Source organism: Shewanella sp. 4t3-1-2LB, assembly GCF_017368415.1.
Taxonomy (GTDB): domain Bacteria; phylum Pseudomonadota; class Gammaproteobacteria; order Enterobacterales; family Shewanellaceae; genus Shewanella; species Shewanella fodinae.
Window position 1 is genome coordinate 63,054 of sequence record NZ_JAFNJD010000009.1, and the last position, 22,612, is coordinate 85,665.

Genomic DNA, 22,612 nt, shown 5'->3' on the forward strand with positions numbered 1-22,612 from the left:
CGGTGTGAGTCAAGCTACTATAAAACCATTATTGTTTTTGGTTTAGGTCGTCATGAACCCATTTGCTTTAAGTCCGCACACCACCCAAAAGGGATTCACTGGCATGCAGGTAATGTTGCTGCTGTTGGCAACTGTGATTATCACCGCTGGTGTCAGTTTCTTGGTGATCCGCACCTATATTTTCCCTAAGCCACTCACGCCCGTCACACTCAACGACAAAGAAACACAAAAGCTGGAGATAAAACTGCGACAGTTAGGGTGGCAAGGCGATAGCCAGACGCATGCTAAATCTGCCACTCAGGAACTGACGCCGGAGCCTTACCGCGAATCAGACGCTAAGCGGCAGCTAACATTTAGCGAGAAAGAAGTGAATTCCATTATTGGCCGCAACCCTGATTTTGCTCATCGGGTGGCGATCGATTTTTCTGATAATCTTGCCAGCGCCAAGATCCTCGTGCCTATTCCACAGGACTTTCCCATCATGGCGGGCGAGATTTTGCGGGTAAATGCTGGTTTGGATATTCATCTGGATAAAAAACGACGGCCGGTGGTGGCTTTGGTCGGCGTCAGCTTGATGGGCGTACCTATCCCCAATGCTTGGCTTGGCAACATGAAAAATGTCAATTTAGTCAGTGAATTTGGTGACCGAGGGTTTTGGAACGCCTTTGCCGATGGCGTTGAAGATATTCAGATCCACGATGGTGAGTTGTACATCAAGTTACGCCAATAACCTATTGTTAGCGTTAGCTGGCGATAACACAGCAACGCCGAACTATAAGTCAGTCCGGCGTTGTTTTTCGATGACATTATTTTTTCGGGCGGAATGCTTTGATGACCGCTTCATTGCATTCTAGGTAGGGGCCTTCCATCAAATCGATACAATAAGGAATTGCCGGGAACACCGCATCCAGACATTCGCGGATGGACTTAGGTTTGCCTGGCAGGTTCACAATCAGCGTATCGGCGCGTAATCCCGCAGTTTGGCGCGATAAAATAGCGGTTGGCACATATTGTAGTGACACCTGACGCATCAGTTCGCCAAAGCCCGGCATCATGCGATCGCATACCGCTTCTGTGGCTTCGGGGGTAACATCGCGTTTGGCTGGGCCAGTGCCGCCGGTGGTCACAATCAGGCTGCAACCTTCATCGTCCGCCAAACGCTTTAGCGTTGCTTCAATCAGTTTCCGCTCATCGGGGATCACTTCATAGACTGCTTGCCATTCACTGAGCAGATATTCATTGAGGGTAGCAATAATTGCTTTGCCAGAAAGATCTTCGTAGACGCCGGCACTCGCACGATCGCTAACGGTGACGATGCCGATTTTGGCTTTTTCCATATGAAATCTCCCTAAAAAAGTACCCTGGCGCGCTTTTAACCGGCGCTCACAATCACAGTTCAGGGTTGTAAACGTCTGGCCTGCCAGTAATGGCGGCGCCAATAATCATTGTTGAGTGAGGAGATAGTCACGCCCTGACTCGTTGAGGCATGCATAAACTCGCCATTACTCAAATAGATACCGACGTGACGTCGTATCCGCCCCGTCTTGAAAAATAAGAGATCACCACTGCGCAGTTGGGCTCGGGTAACGGCATAACCCAACTCGGCCTGTTCTTCTACTGTGCGTGGTAGCGACATGGCTAGCAGTTGTTGATATGTAACGGCAACAAAACCAGAGCAATCAATGCCTTTTTTACTGCTGCCACCAAGGCGATAGGGCACGCCTTGCCATTGTTGCTGTACGGTTTTGAGTTCACCCGTTGACAGCGGATTGGTCGCCGGAACGGCTTGCGGTTCAGTGGGTTGCGAAGGCGCAGAGCTACAGCCGCTGAGTATCAGCAGTAACGTTAGCAGCAGCGTTGCGGTAAATGCCTTCATGAGTTCCCCAAAGTGGTATCAGCGGCATTCTGCCGGAGAGCTTGGAGGCTTGCAACCTCAGATTTCTGATGCGCATTAAAAACGGCAGCTAAGTGCTGCCGTTCGCATGTCACTAACGCCAATGCTACCTCATGGTAACAAACTCCTCAGCACCAGTGGGATGGATGGCAACAACGGCATCAAAATCGGCTTTGGTGGCGCCCATTTTGATCGCGACACCAAAGCCTTGAAGAATTTCGTCCATACCAAAGCCGATGCCATGGATGCCTACGACTTTTTGTTCTGGGCCAACACATACGAGCTTCATTTTGCAGGGCTGGCGGTGCGAGGTGACTGCGGTGTACATGGCAGTAAAGCTAGACGTATAAACTTTGACGTTATCCTCACCGAAGCGCGCTTTGGCATCAGGTTCGCTGAGCCCCATAGTGCCGATAGGGGGATGGCTGAATACCACGGTGGGAATATTTTCATAATCCATCTTGGCCTGAGGCATGTCTCCAAACAGACGTTCCGATAACAATCTTCCCGCTTTGACGGCTACCGGCGTTAGTTCCACGCCTCCAGCCATGATGTCACCCACACAATAGATGCCTTTGGCCGAGGTATTTTGCCAGCCGTCGGTAATGATATAACCGTGGGCATCGCGTTCCACTCCAGTATGCTCCAGCCCGAGATTAGCGGTATTGGGGCGTCGGCCAATGGCCCATATTAGACAGTCAACCTGATATTGTTCGCCGTTTTCTAGCGATAAGGTCAGGCTATCATCACTGTTTTTGGTGATGCTTTTAGGAATGCTTTCGGTATGCAAAGTTGGGCCGTCAGCTGCCATGGCCTCCATCAAGGTTTCATACAGCATGGGGTCGAAGTTACGCAGTGGCGCGTGTTTACGGACAAAAAGGTGCGTTTCACTGCCCAGAGCATGTAGTACTCCGGCAATTTCGACGGCAATATAACCCGCACCTACTACAGCCACTCGTTTCGGTTGCTGGCGTAGGGCGAAGAAGCCATCGGAGTCTATGCCGTACTCGGCCCCGGGGATCTCAGGGATGGTCGGTTGACCACCCGTGGCGATCAGAATATGGTCAGCGCTGTAATGCTCGCCGTTCACTTCTATGGTGTGGCCATCTACGAATCTGCCGTAGCCTTGGACGAGCGTCACTTTATTGCTTGCCAGGCCGCGCTCGTAGGAACCGTGGATGCGGTCGATGTAAGCTTCGCGACTCTGCACTAAGGTATTCCAATCAAAATGCTTGATGCTGACATCAAAGCCATAATCAGCCGCGTACAGTTTCATCGCTTCGGCGATATGTGCGCCGTACCACATCACTTTTTTGGGAACACAACCCACGTTGACGCAGGTGCCGCCGAGTTGTTTTGCTTCTATCAGCAACACCTTGGCGCCACGCATGGCTGCGCGATTAGCTGAAGCAATACCGCCGCTGCCAGCCCCGAGGCAGATATAGTCGAAATGTTGGGTCATGTGATAACTCCCGAGCCTGTCCATCAATTGACGCTTACAGCAGCCATTACTGCCATTGAGACCGCCATTGTAGGGAGAATTGCTACCGCTGACCAGCGACTCTGTTGCCGCTTATTAGCGTCGGCAGCGAGACAGATCGGCACTGCTGGGCCCCGTACTGGCACATTTAAGACATGACCATTGTTGTTGATGTTGTGACAATTCTGCCTCTAGGTAGGCGTCAATATGACTGCTGCTCTCCAGACGCCGTTGCAGATCGGTCATGCGGTTATGGAGCCAACGGCAACTGGCGTCATTGGCAACGGTTGGCGTTGTCTTGGTTTTGGATGTGCGTGATTTTTTGTGGTCCCCCGATGAGATAACCGGGGTTATCGCTTCCTCTGCGCGATACTCCAGTGCGGCCTTAAATTCCTCAGGTACGGGGAGCGGTTTACCGTCTGCATCCACTGCACGGTTGTGTGGTCGCGGTGTTTGATTATTGAGTTCCGCGGCTGATAACTCTGTGGCAAATAAAGCGGATGAGATGAATAGCAACAATTGGCGGTACATTCCCTGCCTCCGTGGTAGTCGTTCCTTCGACTCTCACAGTGTAGGCGTCATGGCCTGTTGCTGCCATTTTTCAACATTAGAAGCGATAACTCAGGGCGATGCCGCCAAATGTTTGATTTGGGTGATCGATACAGTCCTCTTCACGCGCCTGCTGTTCAATGTCACCTTGACCAATGCTGCGGCTAAGTTGCAAGGCAAGATTCAGTTGCGTTGTGATGTCATACGCTGCTTCTACGCCAAATTGGAAATTGTTACGGCCATCATGATGCAGCGAGGCGAATCCCATGTCCCACCCCTGCAAGATATAGGGTGAAATAGTAAGGTGTTCCGTGGCCTGCCAGTTGCCGGTGAGACTGAATTCTACAAATGCCCCGTGCGCTTCTGTGGCATAGGTATAGGCCAGATTGGGAGTCAGCCAATCAACACCCGTGTATGAGAGTTCAGCAGAGAGTTCGTTGTCGCTGCAACGCTCATTCCCGAAAAATTCCAGTCGTTTATAACCGGTAGCCAAAGCGAAATCTGCGGGCAGTGAAAATTGATACATGAACCCCAAATTCAACTCTACAAAATTGCGGCTATCTCCGAAGCCTTGGCGCTCATACCATAGCCAGGCACCATCGGTATGTTCAAGACCACTCCAGACGATGCCACTGTGTGGTAGGTTATTGCGCCCTTCTGAGACGTAATGGCTTTCCCAATCCATATAAACCATCGTTTCGCTGTCATTACTGGCAAACGCTGAACTCGCCGCCAGCAGCGACAATGCTGCTGTTACGCACTTCATCATGGAGACCTTCTTACTGACCTGCAGCTGTTGACGGGGTCATTGTATTAACAGTCTCATAACTGTAAATAATAATGACTCTTATTTATGATCACAAAAGCATTACTGATAATTGCTGAATATCTGAACAATAATTTGTGACCTGGCTCTATGACCGCACATCGCGTTCCTGCTAAAGGCGGTTAGTTCCGCTAAGTTGCACCAATTGCCTTGATAAACGGCTATTGAGGCCTTATCTATAAACTCATTGCCTAGCATCATTTTTACTAAGGACTGACCATGACCAACCCTTTACTGCAAGCTAATGAATTACCGCCTTTTTCAAGCATAAAACCGGAACATATTCAGCCTGCAGTGGAGCAGGCCATCGCCAAATGCCGGGCTAAGATTGATGAGGTGTTGGCTAGTGGCGGCCCATATACTTGGGACAATCTAGTGGCACCGCTGGAGCAGGTGGATGACGAACTGAGCCAGATCTGGTCGCCGATCTCCCATATGAATGCGGTGGTCAGTAATGAAGCTTGGCGTGCGGCTCATGATGCTTGTCTGCCGCTGTTATCGGAATATGGCACTTATGTCGGTCAGCATCAGGGGTTGTATCAGGCTTACAAAGCCTTGCATGCGTCAGCCACTTTTGCCGAACTAACACAGGCGCAGCAAACCGTTATCGAACACAGCCTGCGTGATTTTGAGTTATCCGGTATTGGTCTTGAAGACCAGCAAAAGGCGCGCTACGGCGAAATCGTAAAACGGATGTCAGAGCTCACCAGCAAATTTTCCAACCAGTTACTGGATGCCACTCACGCCTGGCATAAATTGATCACCGATAAGGCTGAACTGGCCGGTTTACCTGAATCTGCTGTGGATGCCGCCAAAGCCATGGCCGAAGCAAAAGCGTTGGACGGTTGGCTGTTCTCGCTGGATTATCCTTCCTATCTGCCGGTGATGATGTACAGCGACAACCGTGCGTTGCGTGAAGAGTGCTATCGGGCGTTTGTCACCCGAGCTTCTGATCAAGGCCCTAATGCGGGTAAATTTGATAATGGCCCGTTGATGGATGAGATACTCGGCTTGCGCCATGAGTTGGCGCAACTGTTGGGATTTGACACCTTCGCAGAGAAATCTCTGGCAACCAAAATGGCGGAATCGCCTGCACAGGTCATCGCGTTTCTGAATGAATTGGCGCTGCGCTCTAAGCCTCAGGCAAAGGCCGAATTGGCAGAGTTGCTGGCGTTTGCGAAAGCGCAATACGGCGTAACCGAATTGGCGGCCTGGGATTTAAGTTACTACGCCGAAAAACTGAAGCAGCATAAATATGAGATCTCGCAGGAACAGCTGCGCCCTTATTTCCCAGAAGACCGAGTGCTGCATGGCTTGTTTTACACCGTTAAGCGCTTGTTCGGGATTGAGGTGCAGGAACAACAAGCCTTTGATCGCTGGCATAAAGATGTGCGCTTTTTCAAGTTGATTGATGAAACCGGCGAACATCGTGGCAGTTTCTATCTCGACCTGTACGCCCGCGAAGGTAAACGTGGCGGCGCCTGGATGGATGATTGCCGTGGCCGTCGCGTCACCAGTCACGGACTGCAAAAGCCAGTAGCTTATCTCACCTGTAATTTTAACGGTCCGGTGGGGGATAAGCCGGCGCTTTTCACTCATGACGAAGTGACCACCCTCTTCCATGAATTTGGTCATGGTATTCACCATATGTTGACCAAGGTGGATGTGGGTGGCGTTTCCGGTATTAATGGTGTGCCTTGGGATGCGGTGGAATTGCCGAGTCAGTTTATGGAAAACTGGTGTTGGTCCGAGGAAGCGTTAGCAGAGATCTCCGGTCATTATCAGAGCGGTGAGCCTTTGCCGAAAGCGATGCTGGACAAGATGCTGGCGGCCAAGAATTTCCAGTCTGGGATGATGATGCTGCGGCAACTGGAGTTCGCACTGTTCGATTTCCGTCTACACCAAGAATACGACCCTGCCCAAGGCCCACGTATCCAGCAGACGCTCGATGATGTGCGGCGGCAGGTTGCGGTGGTTATTCCGCCAGCATTTAACCGGTTCCAACACGGCTTCTCACATATTTTTGCCGGTGGTTATGCGGCAGGTTACTACAGCTACAAGTGGGCGGAAGTCCTCTCTGCCGATGCCTTTTCCCGTTTCGAAGAGGAGGGGGTATTTAACCAACAGACTGGCCGTGATTTCCTGCATAACATTCTGGAAAAAGGCGGCTCAGAGGAACCTATGGCGCTATTTGTGCGTTTTCGCGGGCGTGAACCCAGTATTGATGCACTGTTACGTCATTCTGGAATTGCTGCCTGAAACGTGTGTGAGGTATGAATATGAAAGGCGCCTTCGGGCGCCTTTTGTGATCTAGTTAACGCTTGTTGACTGGTAAGACCTCTGTTAGCCTGAGCTCAATTATGACAACTGAGCAAGTGCGATGAACCTGTATTTCCGGCTATTTTGGCTGTTACTTTGGCGCATGCGTCATGCCCGCAGTATTGATTTCCTTGAGGTTTCCCGTTTAGCTTTCCGCGCTTGGCCAACGGATTGCGACATCAATATGCATCTGACCAATGCCCGTTATCCAGCGCTGATGGATTTGGCTCGTACTTTCATGTTGGCTGAAATGGGGTTGTTAAAGCCGTTTCTGCAACGTAAATGGTTACCGATAGTTAACGCGTCTGAATTTACCTTTATCAGAGATATCAAACCTCTACGTAAATTTCATGTTGAGACCCGAATATTAGGTTGGGATGAAAAGTACTTCTACATTGAGCAACGCTTTGTTAGCGACCGAGGGTTGCATGCCATTGCCAATGTTAGAGGCCTATTCGTTTGTAAAGGCCGAAAAATCGCCACCACAGAATTGTTGCAAGCGGCCCAATATCAGGGCGACATGCCGGAGCTTGCCGATGATGTATTGACTTGGAAACAGCTATTGCAATCCAAAAAACAGCAGAACCTATCATAAACAATCAGGATGTGCGTTGGCCGTTCTGCTGCAGTTGTAATAACTGCTCTACTTCGTCTTGTACCAGCATCCAGGAACCCCGCAGCTGTGCATGCAACCAGTAGCTGCCCAGTGCCGGGAAATCCAGCAGATTAAAACGGGTTGGTAATGCTGCCAGACTGGGGATCAGAGCGCAGTCGGCCAAAGTGAAACTTTCACCACATAACCAATGGTGCTGCTCTAACTGCTGTTCTAACTGTGCCAGCAGGGTATGAATGCGGTTTTCCAGTTGCCGTTGCAACAGCGGTTGCTGCAGCTCTTTGGGTAATCTCAGCTGTTGTTCCAATTGCAGCAGTGGATAACTGAGATAATTATCTATGAGTCGATCATATAAGCGTACCTGTAATTGCTGCTGCGGCGCATCTGGCAGCAGCTTGCTGCCAACGTCCACCAATTGGTCCAGATATTCCACTATGATGCTGGACTCTGGTAGCTGACGGCCATCATTACTTATCAACAAGGGTAAACGACATAGTGGTTGCAGTTCGGCAAAAGCCCGTCGTTGCAGCGGATCATGCAAGTCAGTCACCCGCGGCAGGAAACTTAGCTGTTTTTCAAACATCGCCAGCAATACTTTCTGTGAATGGCGAAACAACGGGTAGTAGTAAAGCTCCATCGCGCCCTCCGGCAATTTGGTCACTTTAACTGTAGCGGGTTGCGGCCAATTGCCCCAGTCGTCGCTGCAAAAAATCCTATAACACTTGGATGCGCGCTGGCGGCATATCTGCGCAAGATTGATAGCAACTGGGCGTTAACGGCGCTAGTTGATAATTCAGCGGCAGTTGCCGCGGTTGCTTGGTGCATGAGTCGTGCTGTGGCAATGCCGTTCAGCTTGTGTTGCTAATTGCCGTAATTTCGTACAGTTGCCAAAGAATTCCCGGTTATTGTCTGCCAGACCGATAGTGCGAGAGGGGCGATGCGACAGACGGCAGCGAAGGCATTGCTGCAATTTCTGCAGATATTGGCTGACCATGGAGTGGCTGATGTTAAGTGTCTGTGCCGCAGCGATTAATGCTCCCGGTTGCACTACTGTGGCAAATACCAGCATTCGATATCGCTGGAGCATCCATAAAGGTTGCCTGTTGAGTCAGAGTAACCAAAACTATAAGTTAAACAGTGAGCATTTAATTTCGCCATGCAGGGTGCCGAACTTCGGATACCCGCTAGTAGCAGTAGGGACACATACCATGAATAAACCTGAAGCGTTTGATGAGATATATGCCCGTGCCAGTGAACGCAAGGGTGGCCATGAACGGTTGGAAAGCCTGTTACCAGAAGTGTTAACCCCTGATGAGTTGCAACAGTATGCTGACGCTGAACTGTTATCTGCTATGAGTAAGCAGGTATTTCAGAGTGGGTTTGTCTGGAAAGTGGTGGAACATAAATGGCCACTTTATCAACAGGCATTTTTTGATTTTGAGCCATCGAAAGTGCTGATGTTGTCGCCGGAACAGATCCAGCAGCGTGCCGCAGATCCGCAGTTGATCCGCCATCTCAAGAAAACACAAGCGATTTACGACAATGCCCAGATGGTGCGTGAAATTGCCCAGGAGCACGGCAGTCTGGCACGTTATATTGCGCTGTGGCCTGTAGAAGAGATCGTCGGGCTTTGGCTGCAACTTAAACAACGTGGCGCTAGGCTGGGAGGCAATACCGGCCCGTATTTTCTGCGAAATATTGGCAAAGATACCTTCCTGCTAACCGATGATGTTAAAGGTTACTTCAAGGCGCATCAGTTAGTGGATGCTAGTTTCACCTCCTTGAGTGGCCTGAATCAGGTACAGGCCGTGTTTAATCACTGGCAACAGTGCAGTGGTCGTAGTATGGCGCAGATCAGCCGCATACTGTCGTGCAGTGTGGGTGATAACCGGATCTAAAAAAATATGGTGTCGTGCAAAAATAATGCTTGCAAATCTAAATGAGAATTATTACTATTAATGTGCGTTCCAAAACTCATCCTTAATGACAAGTTTTGTGGTAATGACTTCGAATTATGGTGTTCCTGAGTTTGCAAAGCACGACATTGCTCACACACTCTTTGTGGCCGGGTTAATAACCCGGTCTTTTTTTATCTTTTGCTAGGATGAAGCACTGCTATCGTCGGCTTGTCCGAACAAATTGTCGTAAGGTGGGTTGAATGGCTCTTTGGCGCGGTGGTGCAAACTAATGGTAAATAACGTTCCTTTACCAACGATTGAACGGACATCAATGGTGCCACCTATACGGTTGATGATGCCGTAACTTAGCGATAAGCCCAAGCCAGTACCATCCTTACGGGTGGTGTAAAACGGATCAAAGATGCGACCAATCTGGTCGGCGGGAATGCCACGGCCTTCGTCTTCAATCTCAATTCTGGCACCGATAGGTTCACCCTGTACCACCCAGTCATAGGCGCGCAGCCAGATCCGTCCTTTACCATCCATCGCATGTGCAGCATTCATCACCATGTTGATCAACACCTGCAACAATTGTGGTCGGTTAACCTCTACCGGATAACTGGCGTGTAGCTCCGGTAATAACACGACTTCTTGTTTTCCGAGAGAATGACGTACCAGCAACTGCATCTCTTCAATGATCGGTGTTAGCTGTTGGATCTCCAGTGGCGCATTGAATTCGCCGGGACGGCTGTATTGCAGCAGGCTGCGAATAATGGTACTAATGCGGCCAACCTGCTGAATAATCAGATCTATTTCTTCTTGCACGCTACTGGCATTATCACCCAGTTCGTAACGTAACAACTCCATATTGCCGAGGATGACTGCAGTAGGGTTATTGATTTCATGGGCAATACCGGCCGTAAGTTCCCCTAGCGCTGTAAGCTTTTCGTTAGTGACCAACTGATGGCGGGTTTCATTCAGCAGCTTAACGTTTTTCTGGAGTTCTTCGGTTTTCTCCTGCAGGCTGCGGGTGCGTTCTTCGACTTTCATCTCCAACTGTTCAGCAGCTGCCTGGATTTGCGCATTGCGGTGTTGTAACAGATCCAGCATCCGATCAAACTGTTCTGCCAGATTCGCCAGTTCGTTGTCCCGATCCAGTCCCAGAGCGCCAATACGCATATTGCGACCAGATTGCACTGCGTTGACAACATGATGTATGCGTTCAATGGGTTGCAACAAACTGTAAGCGCCGCGATAAACCAACATGCCAGAAACCAGCAATACCAACATCAATATGGTACCCAGCTCAATAATGTTTAGCAGGTAGTTATGGATAAACGGTGCTTCTGAAAAACCACTGTAAATCATCCCAATGCGCTTACCCCGGATATCCTCGAGCGGCGCATAGGCCGAAATGAACCAGTCATTATAGACAAACGCACGGTCGATCCACAGCTTGCCTTGATCCAACACCTTTTGCCGTACTTCTTCAGACACTAGCGTCCCGAGTGCTCGACCCTGCATTCGGTCATGCCCTGGGCCGATATTCAGCGGCACATTGGTACTGATACGAATGTTGTTGAGGAAAATGGTGACTGTGCCTATGGAGTGATCCGGCAGTGTGCCTTTGTCATACACCAAATCGCGGATATGATCGACAATACGGGTGTCACCATTGATCAGTGTCCCACCGTCCAGATACCAGCCAACATGCCCTTGTGCATCGGGTACGGGTAATAAGCTGCGGCTTAACAGACCTCTTGTTTCTTCTGCGTTTTTAGGTACTTGTGCTCTTGGCGTCGCAACGATTGGGATATGTGCGCGTTGTGCCAGATGACTGTCTATGCGGGTGAGTTCGGAATCACCGAGTACCATCAACCCAGAGTAAGCCTGATGCCCTATCACTCGGGGCAACATCTGCCGTAATTGCGGGTCTCCGGCGACGTTATCAATGCTCACTAAGCGCAGGAAATCCAGGTTCAGTAGTTTCTGCTGTTGCTGCAAAAACTCATGAATCGCGTCCAGTTGAGCATTATTGCCGCTTTCAATAGCGCGAAAACCGGTCTGGAATTCATAAGAGTGCATGACTCTTTCCAGCTGCTTTTCTTGATGGTCCTGTACCGATGACAGCGTGTTTATGGCTACCGTAAGATCGGCTTTGACCTTCATAAACAGCTGCTTGCCTGTGTAGCTGATATTCCAGTAAATCGTGATAAATACCAGACTCACCAGTGTCAGCAAGATAGGCAACAGTGTCAGGATCAAAATGCGATAGCGCACCTTGGCTTGCATCTGCCGCCAGGTAAGGCCGAAAAACCGCTGAAACAGCGACACTTAATCCTCCGCATCCGGGTCGGTATCAAACCACTCTTTATATTTACGATCCAACGTCTTACGCGATACACCAAGAATTCTTGCAGCTGCCGATTTGTTGCCTCCATGAGCATCAACTACCGCCGTGACATGATCGCGTTCCACATCTTTTAATGGCCAATCCAACGGATAGCCGGTTTGTACCGGTTGTTCCATTTTGGGTAATTCTTTCCAGTATTCTGCCGGAGGTTTACCCAGCAGCAGGCAACGTTCAATCATGTTGCGCAGTTCGCGGATATTACCTGGCCAAGAATATTGCTGCAGTTTCAGCAGATCTTCATGGCTCCACACCACTTCGCGTACCCCTAGTTCTGCGCCCAGTTGACGGGTAAAGTGATGAGTCAGTTCCACCACATCTTCAGGGCGGCTGCGCAACGGCGGGATCACAATATTGAGCACATTCAATCGATAAAACAGATCGCGACGGAATCCACCCGCTTCCACTTCTTCGGCCAGCTTACGGTTAGTGGCTGCGATGACTCTGACATCGATAGCCACCTCTTTTTCGCTGCCGACGGGGCGGATGGATTTCTGTTCTAATACCCGCAGCAACGATGTTTGCATCTTAAGGGGCATCTCACCGATTTCATCGAGAAAAATGGTGCCACCGGAGGCAAAACTGAATAGACCTTCACGGTTCCCCTTGGCGCCAGTGAAAGAACCGGCGGTGTGACCAAACAATTCACTTTCCAGCAGTTCCGGCGCAATGGCACCACAGTTTACCGGCACAAACGGTCCTTGGCGGCCGCTGAGGAGATGCAACTGACGAGCGACCAACTCTTTACCTGTGCCTGACTCCCCTTCAATGAGGATCACCGAATTGGTTGGTGCCACACGCTCAATGATGCGTTTCACCTCTTTCATGGCATCGCTGTTGCCAATAATTGAGGAGGAATAACCCGCTGACACCTCGCGGCGCAGCATCAAATTTTCGCGTTTTAGCAGTCGCCGTTCGATACAGCGATCCACTGACTGCATCATCTGGTCCAGATGGAACGGCTTGAGGATAAAATCTGACGCACCAGCACGCAGCGCCTGAATTGCCACATCCATATCGGCATAACCGGTCATAAAAATGATATCGGAGCGACGTTCCTGATCGTCTAACGCTTCACGCCATTCGATACCGGAACGTCCCGGCAGCCGAATGTCGACTATCAGCAGATCAAAATGGCAGCGGCTGCGCAACTGTTCCGCCTCTTCAATGCTGGCGGCTGTTTCAACCAGTGCGAATTTTTTGGTCAGTGCTTTACTCAGGAAACTCCGCATTCCTGGTTCATCATCGACGATCAATACCGATACCGCAGACGGTAGTGGCTTTAGTGGCGGATCAATTTGGCTCATAGATTTATTCGGCAAGACATTTTGACTCATTAGCCTAGCATTCTATCATTGATGTTGCATAAATTGGTCAGTATGGGCCATGTAAAAACCTGTGTGTGACAAAATGTCTGGATGGTTTTTAATAAGCTTGTGATATGGCTCACATGAAACTCCCCTCTTGTACGCATTTTGCCCAAAATTGGTAGTGGCATCTAAATTGCTATATTCGGCCGAAATAAAAAATGGACAAGGTTTTCCGCTATGAATGGAAACCAGTTCCGTATTATCAAGGAGCAATCATGCTGAAAATGAAACAACTGTTGGGGTTCGTTGTTGCTGCTGGGATGCTGTTTAATATCTCTGCTTATGCCCAGGACACAAAAATCATCAAACTCGCGACTACCACCAGTACTGAAAACTCAGGTTTGCTGGGGTATCTGCTGCCTAAGTTTGAAGCCGATACCGGTTACAAAGTACAGGTGATTGCCACTGGTACTGGTAAGGCGCTGAAACTCGGTTCTCAGGGAGACGTGGATCTGGTGATGACCCATGCGCCAAATGCTGAAGCTAAATTTGTTAACGATGGCTTTGGTGTTGAGCCTCGCGGCATTATGGAAAACGATTTTGTGGTGCTCGGTCCGAAAAATGACCCTGCCAAAATCCACGACAGCAAATCTGCCGAAGAAGCTTTCACAAAAATCGCCAAGTCAGGTGTTCCTTTTATCTCTCGCGGTGACGATTCAGGTACCAACAAGAAAGAACTGTTGATCTGGAAAGCGGCTGACGTGAAACCTGATTTTGCTGGATATAAATCGGTAGGCCAAGGCATGGGTAAGACTCTGCTAATGGCTAACGAAATGCAGGGATATACTCTGTCGGATCGTGGCACTTACATCGCTTATGAAGGCAAGTTGGATCTGCAGATCGATTTTGACGGCGGTAAAACACTAGCGAACCCTTATCAGGTTATTCTGATCAACGCTAAAAAATATCCAGATCTGAACCATAAAGGTGCCCGTGCATTCAGTGATTGGCTCATCAGTGATAAAGGTCAGCAATTGATCAATGACTTTAAAGTGCAAGGACAGCAGCTGTTTAAAGCCACTTATCACAAATGACAGAAGGCTGGTTAGCCCTGATACAGCAGGCCTTTGGCCTGCTGTTTAGTCTGGACCCTGAAGTCTGGTCGATCATCTCAGTGTCTTTTTCCGTGTCGTTCGCGGCACTGCTTATCACCCTTGTTCCCTCATTAATCATCGGATTTATACTGGCATTCAGCCATTTTCGTGGTCATTGGATTGCTATTAATTTGGTGCAGACATTACAGTCGGTACCCACGGTGGTGATTGGTTTGCTGGTATATCTGCTGCTTACTCGCAATGGTGCCTTTGGCGATCTGCACTGGCTATTCACCCAAAAAGGGATGATTGTGGGGCAGATGATGATCTGTGCACCTGTGCTGGTGGCCATGAGCCATGCCGCTTTCACCAGTGTTGATCGGCGTGCCTGGGAGACCTGCCGCACCTTGGGGGCCAGCTGGTTAGGCGCGGTGTGGGTGATTTGTCGTGAGCTGCGGGTGCCGCTGCTGATGGCCGTCATCGCTGCGTTCTCTCGCATTGTGACAGAAGTTGGTTGTTCCATGATGGTGGGCGGTAACATTGCCGAAGTAACCCGCAATATCCCTACGGCTATTGCTCTGGAAACCAGCAAAGGTGACTTTGCGCAGGCGATTGCCTTGGGGCTGGTGTTACTGATTTTGTCACTGATCCTGAATTTTATGTTGGGAGCCTTGCGTGGTGCTGCTCAACCACGAAGCCATTAGGACGTCATATGTGCAGACTTATTGCCAGTGATATCGAGATGCGCTTTGGTGAACGTCAGTTGTTCACCGCCGAACATCTGTGTTTTAGCCAAAATGACGTTATCTACCTTAGTGGAGATAATGGCAGTGGTAAAACCACGTTAATGAAGTTATTGGCCGGGTTGTTACGGCCAACCCGTGGCGCTATTGTGGCTGAAGGTTTCGCTAAGGCACCTTGGTGGCGTAAAGATTCCTTGCTTGGTAAAGCCTTGTATCTGCATCAGCATCCCTATCTGTTTGAAGGTAATGTCGGCTACAATTTGCAGCTGGCTCAGCGCTACAGTAGGCTGAGTGAGGCTGAACAGCGTCAACGTATGACCTCTGCCATCGAACTGGCGAAACTGGATAATTTACTGAAAGCCAATGCCTCCACTTTATCTGGAGGTGAACGGCAGCGATTGGCGCTGGCTAGAGTGTGGTTGTTGAAGCCATCATTACTGATGCTGGATGAACCTATCTCCAACATGGATCAGGTATCGCAACAGTTGGTTTGTCAGATGATCGGCGAATTAAAACATCAACACACCGGGCTGTTGATAAGTAGTCATCAGGACTCTGAGTTAATTCAATTATGCAGTGAACGTTGGCAAATTAAGTCGCAGCGGATTACGACTACTCAATTATATTCGGGGACACAGGCGGAGTTGAACAGACATCATGTCGCAGCAGATTGAAGCAATGATTCTTGCCGGTGGGCTGGCAAGGCGCATGGGTGGCGAAGATAAGGGGCTGATCGAGCTCTTGGATAAACCCATGATTGTGCATGTGATTGACCGACTTAGAAATCAAGTAAATAAGATACGGATCAACGCTAATAAAAATCAGGAAAGGTATGCTGCTTTCGGTTTTGAGGTCTTTGCTGATCAGTTGCAAGGTTTTCTTGGACCGTTGGCGGGTATTTACAGTGGCCTGGCGGAATGTCAGACCGAGCTGATGTTGGTGGTGCCTTGTGATTGTCCATTGTTACCACTGGATTTAGCGCAACGCATGCAACAGCAACTCCTGGCGGAAGATGCTGACTTAGCGGTGGCAACCGATGGTGAACGCGATCATTCGGTGGTGTTATTGTTGAAACCAAAACTACGGCAATCATTAAAGACTTACTTGGAGAGTGGCCAGCGTCGAGTAGAAAGCTGGTTTGAAGATTTTAAAGTCGCCAGAGTATCATTTGCTGATCAACCCAATGCGTTTGTGAATGTCAACACTCAAGAACAGAAACAGCAATTGGCCGCAGTGATATCAAAAGCTTAAAGAGGTTCCTATGAGCACTGTTTTTCACAACCCGTTGTCAATTCCAGTATTGGGGTTTTGTGCCTATAGTGGCACTGGCAAGACCACCCTGCTGAAGCAATTGATCCCCGTCTTGAAACAACGAGGGTTGCGGTTGGCCGTGCTCAAACATGCGCATCACAATTTCGATGTGGATATTCCCGGCAAAGACAGTTATGAAATGCGCAAAGCCGGAGCCCGACAAATGCTGGTGGCCTCCCACATACGCTGGGCTTTGATGACCGAGGATCCACAAGAAACGGATCCAGATCTGGTGCATTTGCTGCAACAGTTGGAAGCCGATAAAGCCGATTTGGTGTTGGTCGAAGGCTTTAAAAAACTGGCGTTGCCAAAAATTGAATTACATCGGGCGGCGCTGGGTAAACCTTTTATCTATACCGAAGACCCTAATATTCTGGCGGTTGCTTGTTGTGACGAAACCCAGCTACCCGCGCAAATTCTACGGCTGGATATCAACAACATTGAGCAGATTGCGGATTTTGTTCTGCAATATGCTGCTAACTGGCGGCCGCCGCACCCCGTAGTAAAACCGCTGCCGCTTGATGCCAGTGAAACTGGCGATGGCGACAATCTGTCTGTGCGCCAGGGGATCGATAAGATCCTAGCGCAAGTGCAACCTATCGGTGCTACAGAAACATTGATGTTGGATGACAGCGACAACCGTATCTTGGCTTGTGATGCAGTATCGCCCGTAGATGTCCCTCAGCAGACTAATTCCGCAATGGATGGCTATGCCTTTGTCCACCGCGAACCGGTGCCAGAAGCCTTTGAGGTGAAAGGCGAAGTGTTGGCTGGGCACAGCTACGATGCGCAACTGCAACTTGGTGAGACGGTGCGAATTATGACAGGCGCGCCATTGCCAACAGGGGCCAATGCGGTGCAGCCGCGAGAACTGGCGAATGAAGCCGATGGATATGTGCGTTTCTCTGGCACGCTCAAGGCCGGGCAAAATGTCCGCTTGGCTGGTGAAGACATAGCTAAAGGTGCGGTAGCTTTGGCCGCGGGTAGTCGTCTTGGTGCGGCGGAGCAAGGCCTATTAGCGTCTTTAGGGTTTGCGCAAATCAGTGCCGTGCGTCGTCCGGTAGTTGCCGTTTTTTCATCGGGTGATGAGGTCTGCCAACCGGGCACTGAACTAAAACCGAATTGTATCTATGATTCTAATCGTTTCACTATCAAAGCGATGGCAAAACGGTTGGGGTGTGACGTTATCGATCTTGGCATTATCGAAGATTCAGAAGCTGCGCTGACTGCCGCACTGGCAGGTGCAGCCGCCAAGGCTGACGTTGTGATCAGCTCCGGTGGCGTATCGGTCGGTAATGCTGATTACATCAAAAAGGTACTGGCGGTTATTGGCGAAGTGCATTTCTGGCGCATCAACATGCGGCCTGGTAGACCGTTAGCTTTTGGCAAGGTCAACGATGCCTTGTTCTTTGGCTTGCCGGGGAATCCTGTGGCGACGATGGTGGTCTTTCTGCTATTTGTGCAGCCAGCTCTGCGCAAACTGGCAGGCGAGCTCGACTGGCAACCGCAATTACTGCCTGCCATTGCCGATGAGACCTTCAAAAGCCGTCAGGGGCGCACAGAATTCAGCCGGGCAATTGCCCGTATCGGCGCTGATGGTCAACTGCATGTGACATCCACCGGCTCGCAGGGATCGGGCATGTTAAGCTCTATGGTGAAGGGCAACTGCTTGGCGGTAATAGGCGATCAGGATGAACGTGTTGCTGCTGGACAGCCCTTATACATTTTGCCATTTGGCGCGCTGCTGTGAGGTATGGCTATGAACCTCAGCGATGGTTTTTCCCGCAAAGTTGAATACCTGCGGTTATCGGTAACTGACAGGTGCGATTTCCGTTGTGTTTATTGTATGGGTGATAATCCCCGCTTTTTGCCCAAGCACCAGGTGTTGTCGCTAGAAGAAATGGCACATGTGTGTCAGGCGTTCACCGAGATGGGGGTGACCAAGATCCGTCTGACCGGTGGTGAACCGTTGATGCGCCGCGATGTTACGCAATTGGTGGCACGTTTACATCAGTTGCCTGGATTGCGGGAGCTGTCGATGACCACTAACGGTTCACATCTAACCAAGTTGGCTCCTACGCTGAAAGCCGCCGGTTTGTCACGACTCAATATCAGTCTGGACACGCTTAATCCGGTACGATTTCAGGCGCTAACGCGTATTGGTAAGCTAGAACGCGTGGTGGCAGGAATCGATGCTGCCATTGACGCCGGTTTTGAGCGGATAAAGGTGAATGCGGTAATCCTTAAACAGCGCAATGAAGATGAAATTCTGGCGCTGGTGGAGTTTTGCCGTGGTCGGGGACTGGATATTGCTTTTATTGAAGAGATGCCGCTAGGGCAGATAGTCGAAAGGGAATCACCTCGTTATATGTCCAGTGACGATGTACAGCGGGTGATTGAACAGCATTATCCGTTAACGCTGTCCAACCGTCGTACCGGTGGCCCCTGCCGTTATTTCCAGATGCCCGACAGTGATATCCATATCGGTTTTATCTCACCCCATAGTCACAATTTCTGCCACGAATGTAACCGCGTGCGAGTGACTGCCGACGGCCGTTTGCTGCTGTGTCTGGGTAATGAAAACTCGGTAGACCTGAAACAAGTCGTGCGTGAGTACCCGGATGATATTGGACTGTTGCAGCAAACCATTACTGAGTCTTTGCAACGCAAGCCGCGCTCACATCATTTTGATCAGCCTGATAGTCCGCAAATCCTACGTTTCATGAATGCCACTGGTGGCTGAGGTCCCGCCAGTGATAGACTGAGGTGGTATTGGCCGAGAATATCAATTATGGCGCTGACCCGCAGACAGTGGAATAACATCCTTATTATTGCATCGGTGGTGATGATAGGGTTGTTGACGATGCTGAATAAGCACACCCATGATACCCCCAAAGAAACTGTGCCGTTATTTGATAAGCAGGCGCGGTTAGCGCAATTGCAGCTTTCAGGTGTATGGATGACTCGTAATGCCAGAGATGAATGGCAGTGTGATGATAAAGTCCTGAACTGCAAGCAATGGGTTGACAGTTGGCTGCATATTCGTGTGTCACCACTGCTAGATGAGCCTCAACTGGACGCCTCGGCTAAACCTCAGGAACTGTTGTTGCAATTAACCGATCGTGAAGCGCAAATCTGGTTACTATTTGTTGACACTGGACTGTTGAAATCGGCGGCCGGTAATTGGTACCAGATCCCGCCTAGTCAACGAGCTTCACTGGTGCCGCTACTTAATGCTGAGCGTTGATCTTAGTTAAATCGAGAGACATTCCCTTTATGCCAGAATTACCCGAAGTAGAGGTAACCCGCCGCGGTATTGAACCTTGGTTGGTAGGGCAAACTGTACGCCGGTTGGTGGTCCGTAATGCTAACTTACGTTGGCCGGTGCCAGAGGTTGCCGGGCAGATTGTTGGGCAAACCATTCGCGCGGTGCGACGTCGTGCCAAATATCTGCTGCTTGATACCGATGCTGGTACCACCATAGTGCATCTGGGAATGTCAGGCAGTTTACGCATTCTTACGCGTGCTACACCACCAGCGAAGCATGACCATATCGATCTGGAATTGGCGAATGGTTTTGTCCTCCGGTTTAACGATCCACGCCGTTTCGGCGCCTGGTTGTGGTGTGAGTTACCGGAGCAGGCCCATCCTCTGCTGTCAAAGCTGGGGCCGGAGCCGTTGACCGAGGCTTTCAATCCGCAATACCTGCAACAGGCGCTCAAAGGTAAAAGTAAGGCGATGAAGCTGTGTCTGATGGACAATGCCATTGTTGTTGGTGTTGGCAATATTTACGCGAATGAAGCGTTGTTTGCGGCGGGGATCCACCCGCAGACAGCTGGTGAGCGGGTAACTGTCGAGCAACTATTAGTGCTGGTCGCTGAGATTAAGGCTATTCTGGCCCAAGCTATTGAGCAAGGGGGCACGACTCTCAAAGATTTTGTTAATGCTGATGGCAAACCGGGCTATTTTGCGCAGAAGTTGCTGGTTTACGGCCGTGGTGGTCAACCTTGTTTACATTGCGGGAGCCTGTTATCAGAAATTCGTCTCGGACAACGTAGCACGGTATTTTGTCCAACTTGCCAACCCGCCAAAGCGAGTAAAGCCGTCAGCAAGCCGAAAAACCGGCCAATAGATTAGCAATTCCTTATTGTCGGCACCGCAGTTATTAGCGTTAATTCAATCGATTGCCGACATTATTAAATTTTTTGCAACAATTGCTAGATAGTTCGTGACATTATTTGGATTTACTTAACTAATAAATACCGTTAGCCTGATTTCTTCCTGTTAATGATGTAAGGAGGGTTTGTGGCGGCGCGCATCAAGGTTGTAGCCAGTTACGGCGTGCGTCTTGGTAGCATGGTTGTGGGTTGCTTACTGGCCGGATATCTGTTTTTTTATCTCGTGGGTTTTGCCGAAACACGTGCGGCCGATGAATTTTGCCAAGTGTTACCGTTACAGCGAGCCGAATCACCACAGCAATTATGGCTGGCCGAAGTAAGTTTTTCTAATTGCAATACCGGACACTCGCATCAGTGGTACAGTTATCTGGGATTGGTGGACAAGATCTCTGGCGACCGTTATCCGGCGCTGATGGTAGTTAAAGGACGTCACGAGCAACTGGCATTAGCCTGGCAGGAAGACGGATTGTTACAAGTTGGCGGATTTCCCGCAGATGCTCTGGTGCATTTTGAACAGCCCACTGCCGATGATGTTACCCTTTCATTTTCTTCCCAATAAAATTTCCAAACTGTTATTCAACAACTGTTAAACCAGCATACGAAACGGTATGTTACGCTAGCGTGCGCCGACGACGGTCGGAACTATAAGTTGGTTGGAGAGAACAGATTTGGAAACAGATTTTCGCGTTGTGTTGACGGATTGGCTGGCAAAATTTGGCATTAACAGTGAACCTTCCGGTTGGCTGGCCACCGCTATATTGATCCTGAGCAGCCTGATATTGGCCGCGGTTGCTTACATTGTTATTCGCCGAGGTGTGGTGCGGGCAATGAATCTGATGATCGTTCGCTCCAAAGCTACCTGGGACGATATATTTCTGCGGCATCGGGTACTGGAAAAGCTGTCGCTGTTGGTGCCGGCGATGGTGCTCAATTTCTTGGTTCCAGTTGCACTAACTGAACATAAACTGGCCAGTGCTTTGGTCGACAAATTGCTGAGCGTCTGGCTGGTGGTGGTGATGGTGCGTGCTTTATATGCCGCATTGGACGCTGTCAACGAGGTGGCAGACGTCAAGCTCATCAGTCGCCGATTGCCGATTAAAAGCTTTGTCCAGTTATGTAAGTTATTCCTGTTCTTCGTGGCTTTAATTGTCAGTGTCTCGGTGCTTGCGGACCAGTCACCGGTGTACTTCCTCAGTGGCTTGGGTGTCGCCACCGGTCTGGTGATGTTGGTGTTTAAGGACACTATTCTAGGTTTTGTGGCGGGCATTCAGTTGGCGGCTAACCGCATGGTCAGCCCTGGTGACTGGATCCAGATGGATAAATACGGTGCCGATGGCTCGGTGGAAGAAGTGTCTCTGACCACCGTCAAAGTGCGTAACTGGGATAAAACTATCACGATGATCCCTGCTTATGCTCTGGTTTCAGATGCATTCCGTAACTGGCGCGGTATGTCGGAATCTGGCGGCCGTCGTATCAAACGCTCTGTTAATATTGATATCAATTCCATACGTTTTCTGACAGAAGAAGATCGTAAACGGCTGGCAAAAATCAATTATCTTAAAGAGTATCTGCCGAAAAAAATCCATGAACTGGGTGAGTCCAATGCCAAAATTCCGGATATGGATATGCCGGTGAATGGCCGACGTTTGACTAATGTGGGAACCTTCCGGGCTTATCTGGTGGAATTTTTACGGCACCATGAAAAAGTTCATCAGGAGATGACCTTGATGGTACGGCAGTTAGCGCCTACGACCGAAGGATTGCCTCTAGAGCTGTACATCTTCACTAACGATACCCGCTGGGTAAATTACGAAGAGATCCAGTCTGATATTTTTGACCATATCTTTGCTATTTTGCCGCAGTTCGACTTGCGAGCCTTTCAAGCACCAACGGGTAACGATATTCGCAGCTTACGGCGTGTGGATGTGGCAGAGCAGTGAAGGCCAAGCGGTTTGCCTTGGTGATTGCGTTGGTGGTAACGTCATGA

The 22,612-nt window shown here is 49.8% G+C and carries 23 protein-coding genes; 14 read left to right on the plus strand and 9 right to left on the minus strand.

Features of this window, described 5'->3' with window-relative positions:
* Positions 1–52 precede the first annotated feature (52 nt).
* Positions 53–730 carry an arginine N-succinyltransferase gene (locus J3L11_RS05415; RefSeq protein ID WP_207570385.1) on the plus strand — a complete coding sequence of 226 codons (678 nt, stop codon included), beginning with the start codon at positions 53–55 and terminating at the stop codon, positions 728–730.
* A gap of 76 nt (positions 731–806) precedes the next feature.
* On the opposite strand, the gene mog is transcribed toward J3L11_RS05415, so the two are convergent.
* From mog to J3L11_RS05440, 5 genes are all read right to left on the minus strand, one after another.
* A complete protein-coding gene (gene mog, locus J3L11_RS05420; protein ID WP_133038264.1) occupies positions 807–1,337 on the minus strand; it encodes a molybdopterin adenylyltransferase in 531 nt (176 codons plus the stop codon).
* Positions 1,338–1,396: 59 nt separating this feature from the next.
* Positions 1,397–1,876 carry an NlpC/P60 family protein gene (locus J3L11_RS05425; protein ID WP_133038263.1) on the minus strand — a complete coding sequence of 160 codons (480 nt, stop codon included), beginning with the start codon at positions 1,874–1,876 and terminating at the stop codon, positions 1,397–1,399.
* A gap of 124 nt (positions 1,877–2,000) precedes the next feature.
* Positions 2,001–3,356 carry a glutathione-disulfide reductase gene (gorA, locus tag J3L11_RS05430; protein ID WP_207570386.1) on the minus strand — a complete coding sequence of 452 codons (1,356 nt, stop codon included), beginning with the start codon at positions 3,354–3,356 and terminating at the stop codon, positions 2,001–2,003.
* Between the two features lie 114 nt (positions 3,357–3,470).
* Complete coding sequence (locus J3L11_RS05435; RefSeq protein WP_207570387.1) at positions 3,471–3,905, minus strand: hypothetical protein; 435 nt, start codon at positions 3,903–3,905, stop codon at positions 3,471–3,473.
* Positions 3,906–3,981: 76 nt separating this feature from the next.
* Positions 3,982–4,692 carry a hypothetical protein gene (locus tag J3L11_RS05440; protein WP_207570388.1) on the minus strand — a complete coding sequence of 237 codons (711 nt, stop codon included), beginning with the start codon at positions 4,690–4,692 and terminating at the stop codon, positions 3,982–3,984.
* 276 nt (positions 4,693–4,968) lie between these two features.
* Between J3L11_RS05440 and prlC the strand changes: the two genes are divergently transcribed.
* Together prlC and J3L11_RS05450 are read left to right on the plus strand one after the other, a co-directional pair.
* A complete protein-coding gene (prlC, locus tag J3L11_RS05445) occupies positions 4,969–7,008 on the plus strand; it encodes an oligopeptidase A (RefSeq protein ID WP_207570389.1) in 2,040 nt (679 codons plus the stop codon).
* Between the two features lie 121 nt (positions 7,009–7,129).
* Complete coding sequence (locus J3L11_RS05450; RefSeq protein WP_207570390.1) at positions 7,130–7,663, plus strand: thioesterase family protein; 534 nt, start codon at positions 7,130–7,132, stop codon at positions 7,661–7,663.
* A 4-nt stretch (positions 7,664–7,667) separates the two neighbouring features.
* Here the strand turns inward: J3L11_RS05450 and J3L11_RS05455 are convergent, their stop codons facing one another.
* Both J3L11_RS05455 and J3L11_RS05460 read right to left on the minus strand, forming a co-directional pair.
* Positions 7,668–8,318: a glutathione S-transferase family protein gene (locus tag J3L11_RS05455; RefSeq protein ID WP_133038255.1), complete on the minus strand. Its 651-nt coding sequence runs from the start codon at positions 8,316–8,318 to the stop codon at positions 7,668–7,670.
* A 156-nt stretch (positions 8,319–8,474) separates the two neighbouring features.
* Positions 8,475–8,768, minus strand: coding sequence for a LysR family transcriptional regulator (locus J3L11_RS05460; protein WP_207570391.1), 294 nt, complete (start codon positions 8,766–8,768; stop codon positions 8,475–8,477).
* 121 nt (positions 8,769–8,889) lie between these two features.
* On the opposite strand from J3L11_RS05460, the gene J3L11_RS05465 reads away from it, so the two are divergent.
* A complete protein-coding gene (locus J3L11_RS05465; RefSeq protein WP_133038253.1) occupies positions 8,890–9,579 on the plus strand; it encodes a DNA-3-methyladenine glycosylase I in 690 nt (229 codons plus the stop codon).
* Between the two features lie 201 nt (positions 9,580–9,780).
* Here the strand turns inward: J3L11_RS05465 and J3L11_RS05470 are convergent, their stop codons facing one another.
* The gene (locus J3L11_RS05470) at positions 9,781–11,913 is read right to left on the minus strand and encodes a HAMP domain-containing sensor histidine kinase (protein WP_207570392.1); all 2,133 of its coding nucleotides are present in this window, start codon (positions 11,911–11,913) and stop codon (positions 9,781–9,783) included.
* Entirely contained in the window at positions 11,914–13,296 is a 1,383-nt protein-coding gene (locus J3L11_RS05475) for a sigma-54 dependent transcriptional regulator (RefSeq protein ID WP_133038251.1), read from the minus strand.
* Positions 13,297–13,574: 278 nt separating this feature from the next.
* On the opposite strand from J3L11_RS05475, the gene J3L11_RS05480 reads away from it, so the two are divergent.
* The 10 genes from J3L11_RS05480 to J3L11_RS05525 all read left to right on the plus strand — a co-directional run bounded on the left by J3L11_RS05480 (position 13,575) and on the right by J3L11_RS05525 (position 22,565).
* Positions 13,575–14,393 carry a substrate-binding domain-containing protein gene (locus J3L11_RS05480; protein WP_207570393.1) on the plus strand — a complete coding sequence of 273 codons (819 nt, stop codon included), beginning with the start codon at positions 13,575–13,577 and terminating at the stop codon, positions 14,391–14,393.
* On the plus strand, positions 14,390–15,097 hold the full coding sequence (locus tag J3L11_RS05485; protein ID WP_189617345.1) for an ABC transporter permease: 708 nt from the start codon (positions 14,390–14,392) through the stop codon (positions 15,095–15,097). Before J3L11_RS05480 ends, J3L11_RS05485 begins: the two co-directional genes overlap by 4 nt.
* An 8-nt stretch (positions 15,098–15,105) precedes the next feature.
* Positions 15,106–15,810 carry an energy-coupling factor ABC transporter ATP-binding protein gene (locus J3L11_RS05490; RefSeq protein ID WP_207570394.1) on the plus strand — a complete coding sequence of 235 codons (705 nt, stop codon included), beginning with the start codon at positions 15,106–15,108 and terminating at the stop codon, positions 15,808–15,810.
* The gene (gene mobA, locus J3L11_RS05495; RefSeq protein WP_189617343.1) at positions 15,794–16,387 is read left to right on the plus strand and encodes a molybdenum cofactor guanylyltransferase MobA; all 594 of its coding nucleotides are present in this window, start codon (positions 15,794–15,796) and stop codon (positions 16,385–16,387) included. The genes J3L11_RS05490 and mobA overlap by 17 nt, the downstream gene beginning before the upstream one ends.
* Positions 16,388–16,397: 10 nt before the next feature.
* On the plus strand, positions 16,398–18,197 hold the full coding sequence (locus J3L11_RS05500) for a bifunctional molybdopterin-guanine dinucleotide biosynthesis adaptor protein MobB/molybdopterin molybdotransferase MoeA (RefSeq protein WP_207570395.1): 1,800 nt from the start codon (positions 16,398–16,400) through the stop codon (positions 18,195–18,197).
* A gap of 9 nt (positions 18,198–18,206) precedes the next feature.
* Positions 18,207–19,190, plus strand: coding sequence for a GTP 3',8-cyclase MoaA (gene moaA, locus J3L11_RS05505; RefSeq protein WP_207570396.1), 984 nt, complete (start codon positions 18,207–18,209; stop codon positions 19,188–19,190).
* Positions 19,191–19,238: 48 nt separating this feature from the next.
* Positions 19,239–19,694: a hypothetical protein gene (locus tag J3L11_RS05510; protein WP_133038244.1), complete on the plus strand. Its 456-nt coding sequence runs from the start codon at positions 19,239–19,241 to the stop codon at positions 19,692–19,694.
* A gap of 29 nt (positions 19,695–19,723) precedes the next feature.
* A complete protein-coding gene (mutM, locus tag J3L11_RS05515) occupies positions 19,724–20,584 on the plus strand; it encodes a bifunctional DNA-formamidopyrimidine glycosylase/DNA-(apurinic or apyrimidinic site) lyase (RefSeq protein WP_207570397.1) in 861 nt (286 codons plus the stop codon).
* 168 nt (positions 20,585–20,752) lie between these two features.
* Complete coding sequence (locus J3L11_RS05520) at positions 20,753–21,184, plus strand: hypothetical protein (protein WP_207570398.1); 432 nt, start codon at positions 20,753–20,755, stop codon at positions 21,182–21,184.
* A gap of 109 nt (positions 21,185–21,293) precedes the next feature.
* The gene (locus tag J3L11_RS05525) at positions 21,294–22,565 is read left to right on the plus strand and encodes a mechanosensitive ion channel domain-containing protein (RefSeq protein WP_207570399.1); all 1,272 of its coding nucleotides are present in this window, start codon (positions 21,294–21,296) and stop codon (positions 22,563–22,565) included.
* Positions 22,566–22,612 lie beyond the last annotated feature (47 nt).

Bases quoted from the DNA above. Each gene is read 5' to 3' on its own strand.
- J3L11_RS05415 (WP_207570385.1), top strand. From the start codon at position 53: ATGAACCCATTTGCTTTAAGTCCGCACACCACCCAAAAGGGATTCACT.
- mog (WP_133038264.1), bottom strand. From the start codon at position 1,337: ATGGAAAAAGCCAAAATCGGCATCGTCACCGTTAGCGATCGTGCGAGT.
- J3L11_RS05425 (WP_133038263.1), bottom strand. From the start codon at position 1,876: ATGAAGGCATTTACCGCAACGCTGCTGCTAACGTTACTGCTGATACTC.
- gorA (WP_207570386.1), bottom strand. From the start codon at position 3,356: ATGACCCAACATTTCGACTATATCTGCCTCGGGGCTGGCAGCGGCGGT.
- J3L11_RS05435 (WP_207570387.1), bottom strand. From the start codon at position 3,905: ATGTACCGCCAATTGTTGCTATTCATCTCATCCGCTTTATTTGCCACA.
- J3L11_RS05440 (WP_207570388.1), bottom strand. From the start codon at position 4,692: ATGATGAAGTGCGTAACAGCAGCATTGTCGCTGCTGGCGGCGAGTTCA.
- prlC (WP_207570389.1), top strand. From the start codon at position 4,969: ATGACCAACCCTTTACTGCAAGCTAATGAATTACCGCCTTTTTCAAGC.
- J3L11_RS05450 (WP_207570390.1), top strand. From the start codon at position 7,130: ATGAACCTGTATTTCCGGCTATTTTGGCTGTTACTTTGGCGCATGCGT.
- J3L11_RS05455 (WP_133038255.1), bottom strand. From the start codon at position 8,318: ATGGAGCTTTACTACTACCCGTTGTTTCGCCATTCACAGAAAGTATTG.
- J3L11_RS05460 (WP_207570391.1), bottom strand. From the start codon at position 8,768: ATGCTCCAGCGATATCGAATGCTGGTATTTGCCACAGTAGTGCAACCG.
- J3L11_RS05465 (WP_133038253.1), top strand. From the start codon at position 8,890: ATGAATAAACCTGAAGCGTTTGATGAGATATATGCCCGTGCCAGTGAA.
- J3L11_RS05475 (WP_133038251.1), bottom strand. From the start codon at position 13,296: ATGAGCCAAATTGATCCGCCACTAAAGCCACTACCGTCTGCGGTATCG.
- J3L11_RS05480 (WP_207570393.1), top strand. From the start codon at position 13,575: ATGCTGAAAATGAAACAACTGTTGGGGTTCGTTGTTGCTGCTGGGATG.
- J3L11_RS05485 (WP_189617345.1), top strand. From the start codon at position 14,390: ATGACAGAAGGCTGGTTAGCCCTGATACAGCAGGCCTTTGGCCTGCTG.
- J3L11_RS05490 (WP_207570394.1), top strand. From the start codon at position 15,106: ATGTGCAGACTTATTGCCAGTGATATCGAGATGCGCTTTGGTGAACGT.
- mobA (WP_189617343.1), top strand. From the start codon at position 15,794: ATGTCGCAGCAGATTGAAGCAATGATTCTTGCCGGTGGGCTGGCAAGG.
- J3L11_RS05500 (WP_207570395.1), top strand. From the start codon at position 16,398: ATGAGCACTGTTTTTCACAACCCGTTGTCAATTCCAGTATTGGGGTTT.
- moaA (WP_207570396.1), top strand. From the start codon at position 18,207: ATGAACCTCAGCGATGGTTTTTCCCGCAAAGTTGAATACCTGCGGTTA.
- J3L11_RS05510 (WP_133038244.1), top strand. From the start codon at position 19,239: ATGGCGCTGACCCGCAGACAGTGGAATAACATCCTTATTATTGCATCG.
- mutM (WP_207570397.1), top strand. From the start codon at position 19,724: ATGCCAGAATTACCCGAAGTAGAGGTAACCCGCCGCGGTATTGAACCT.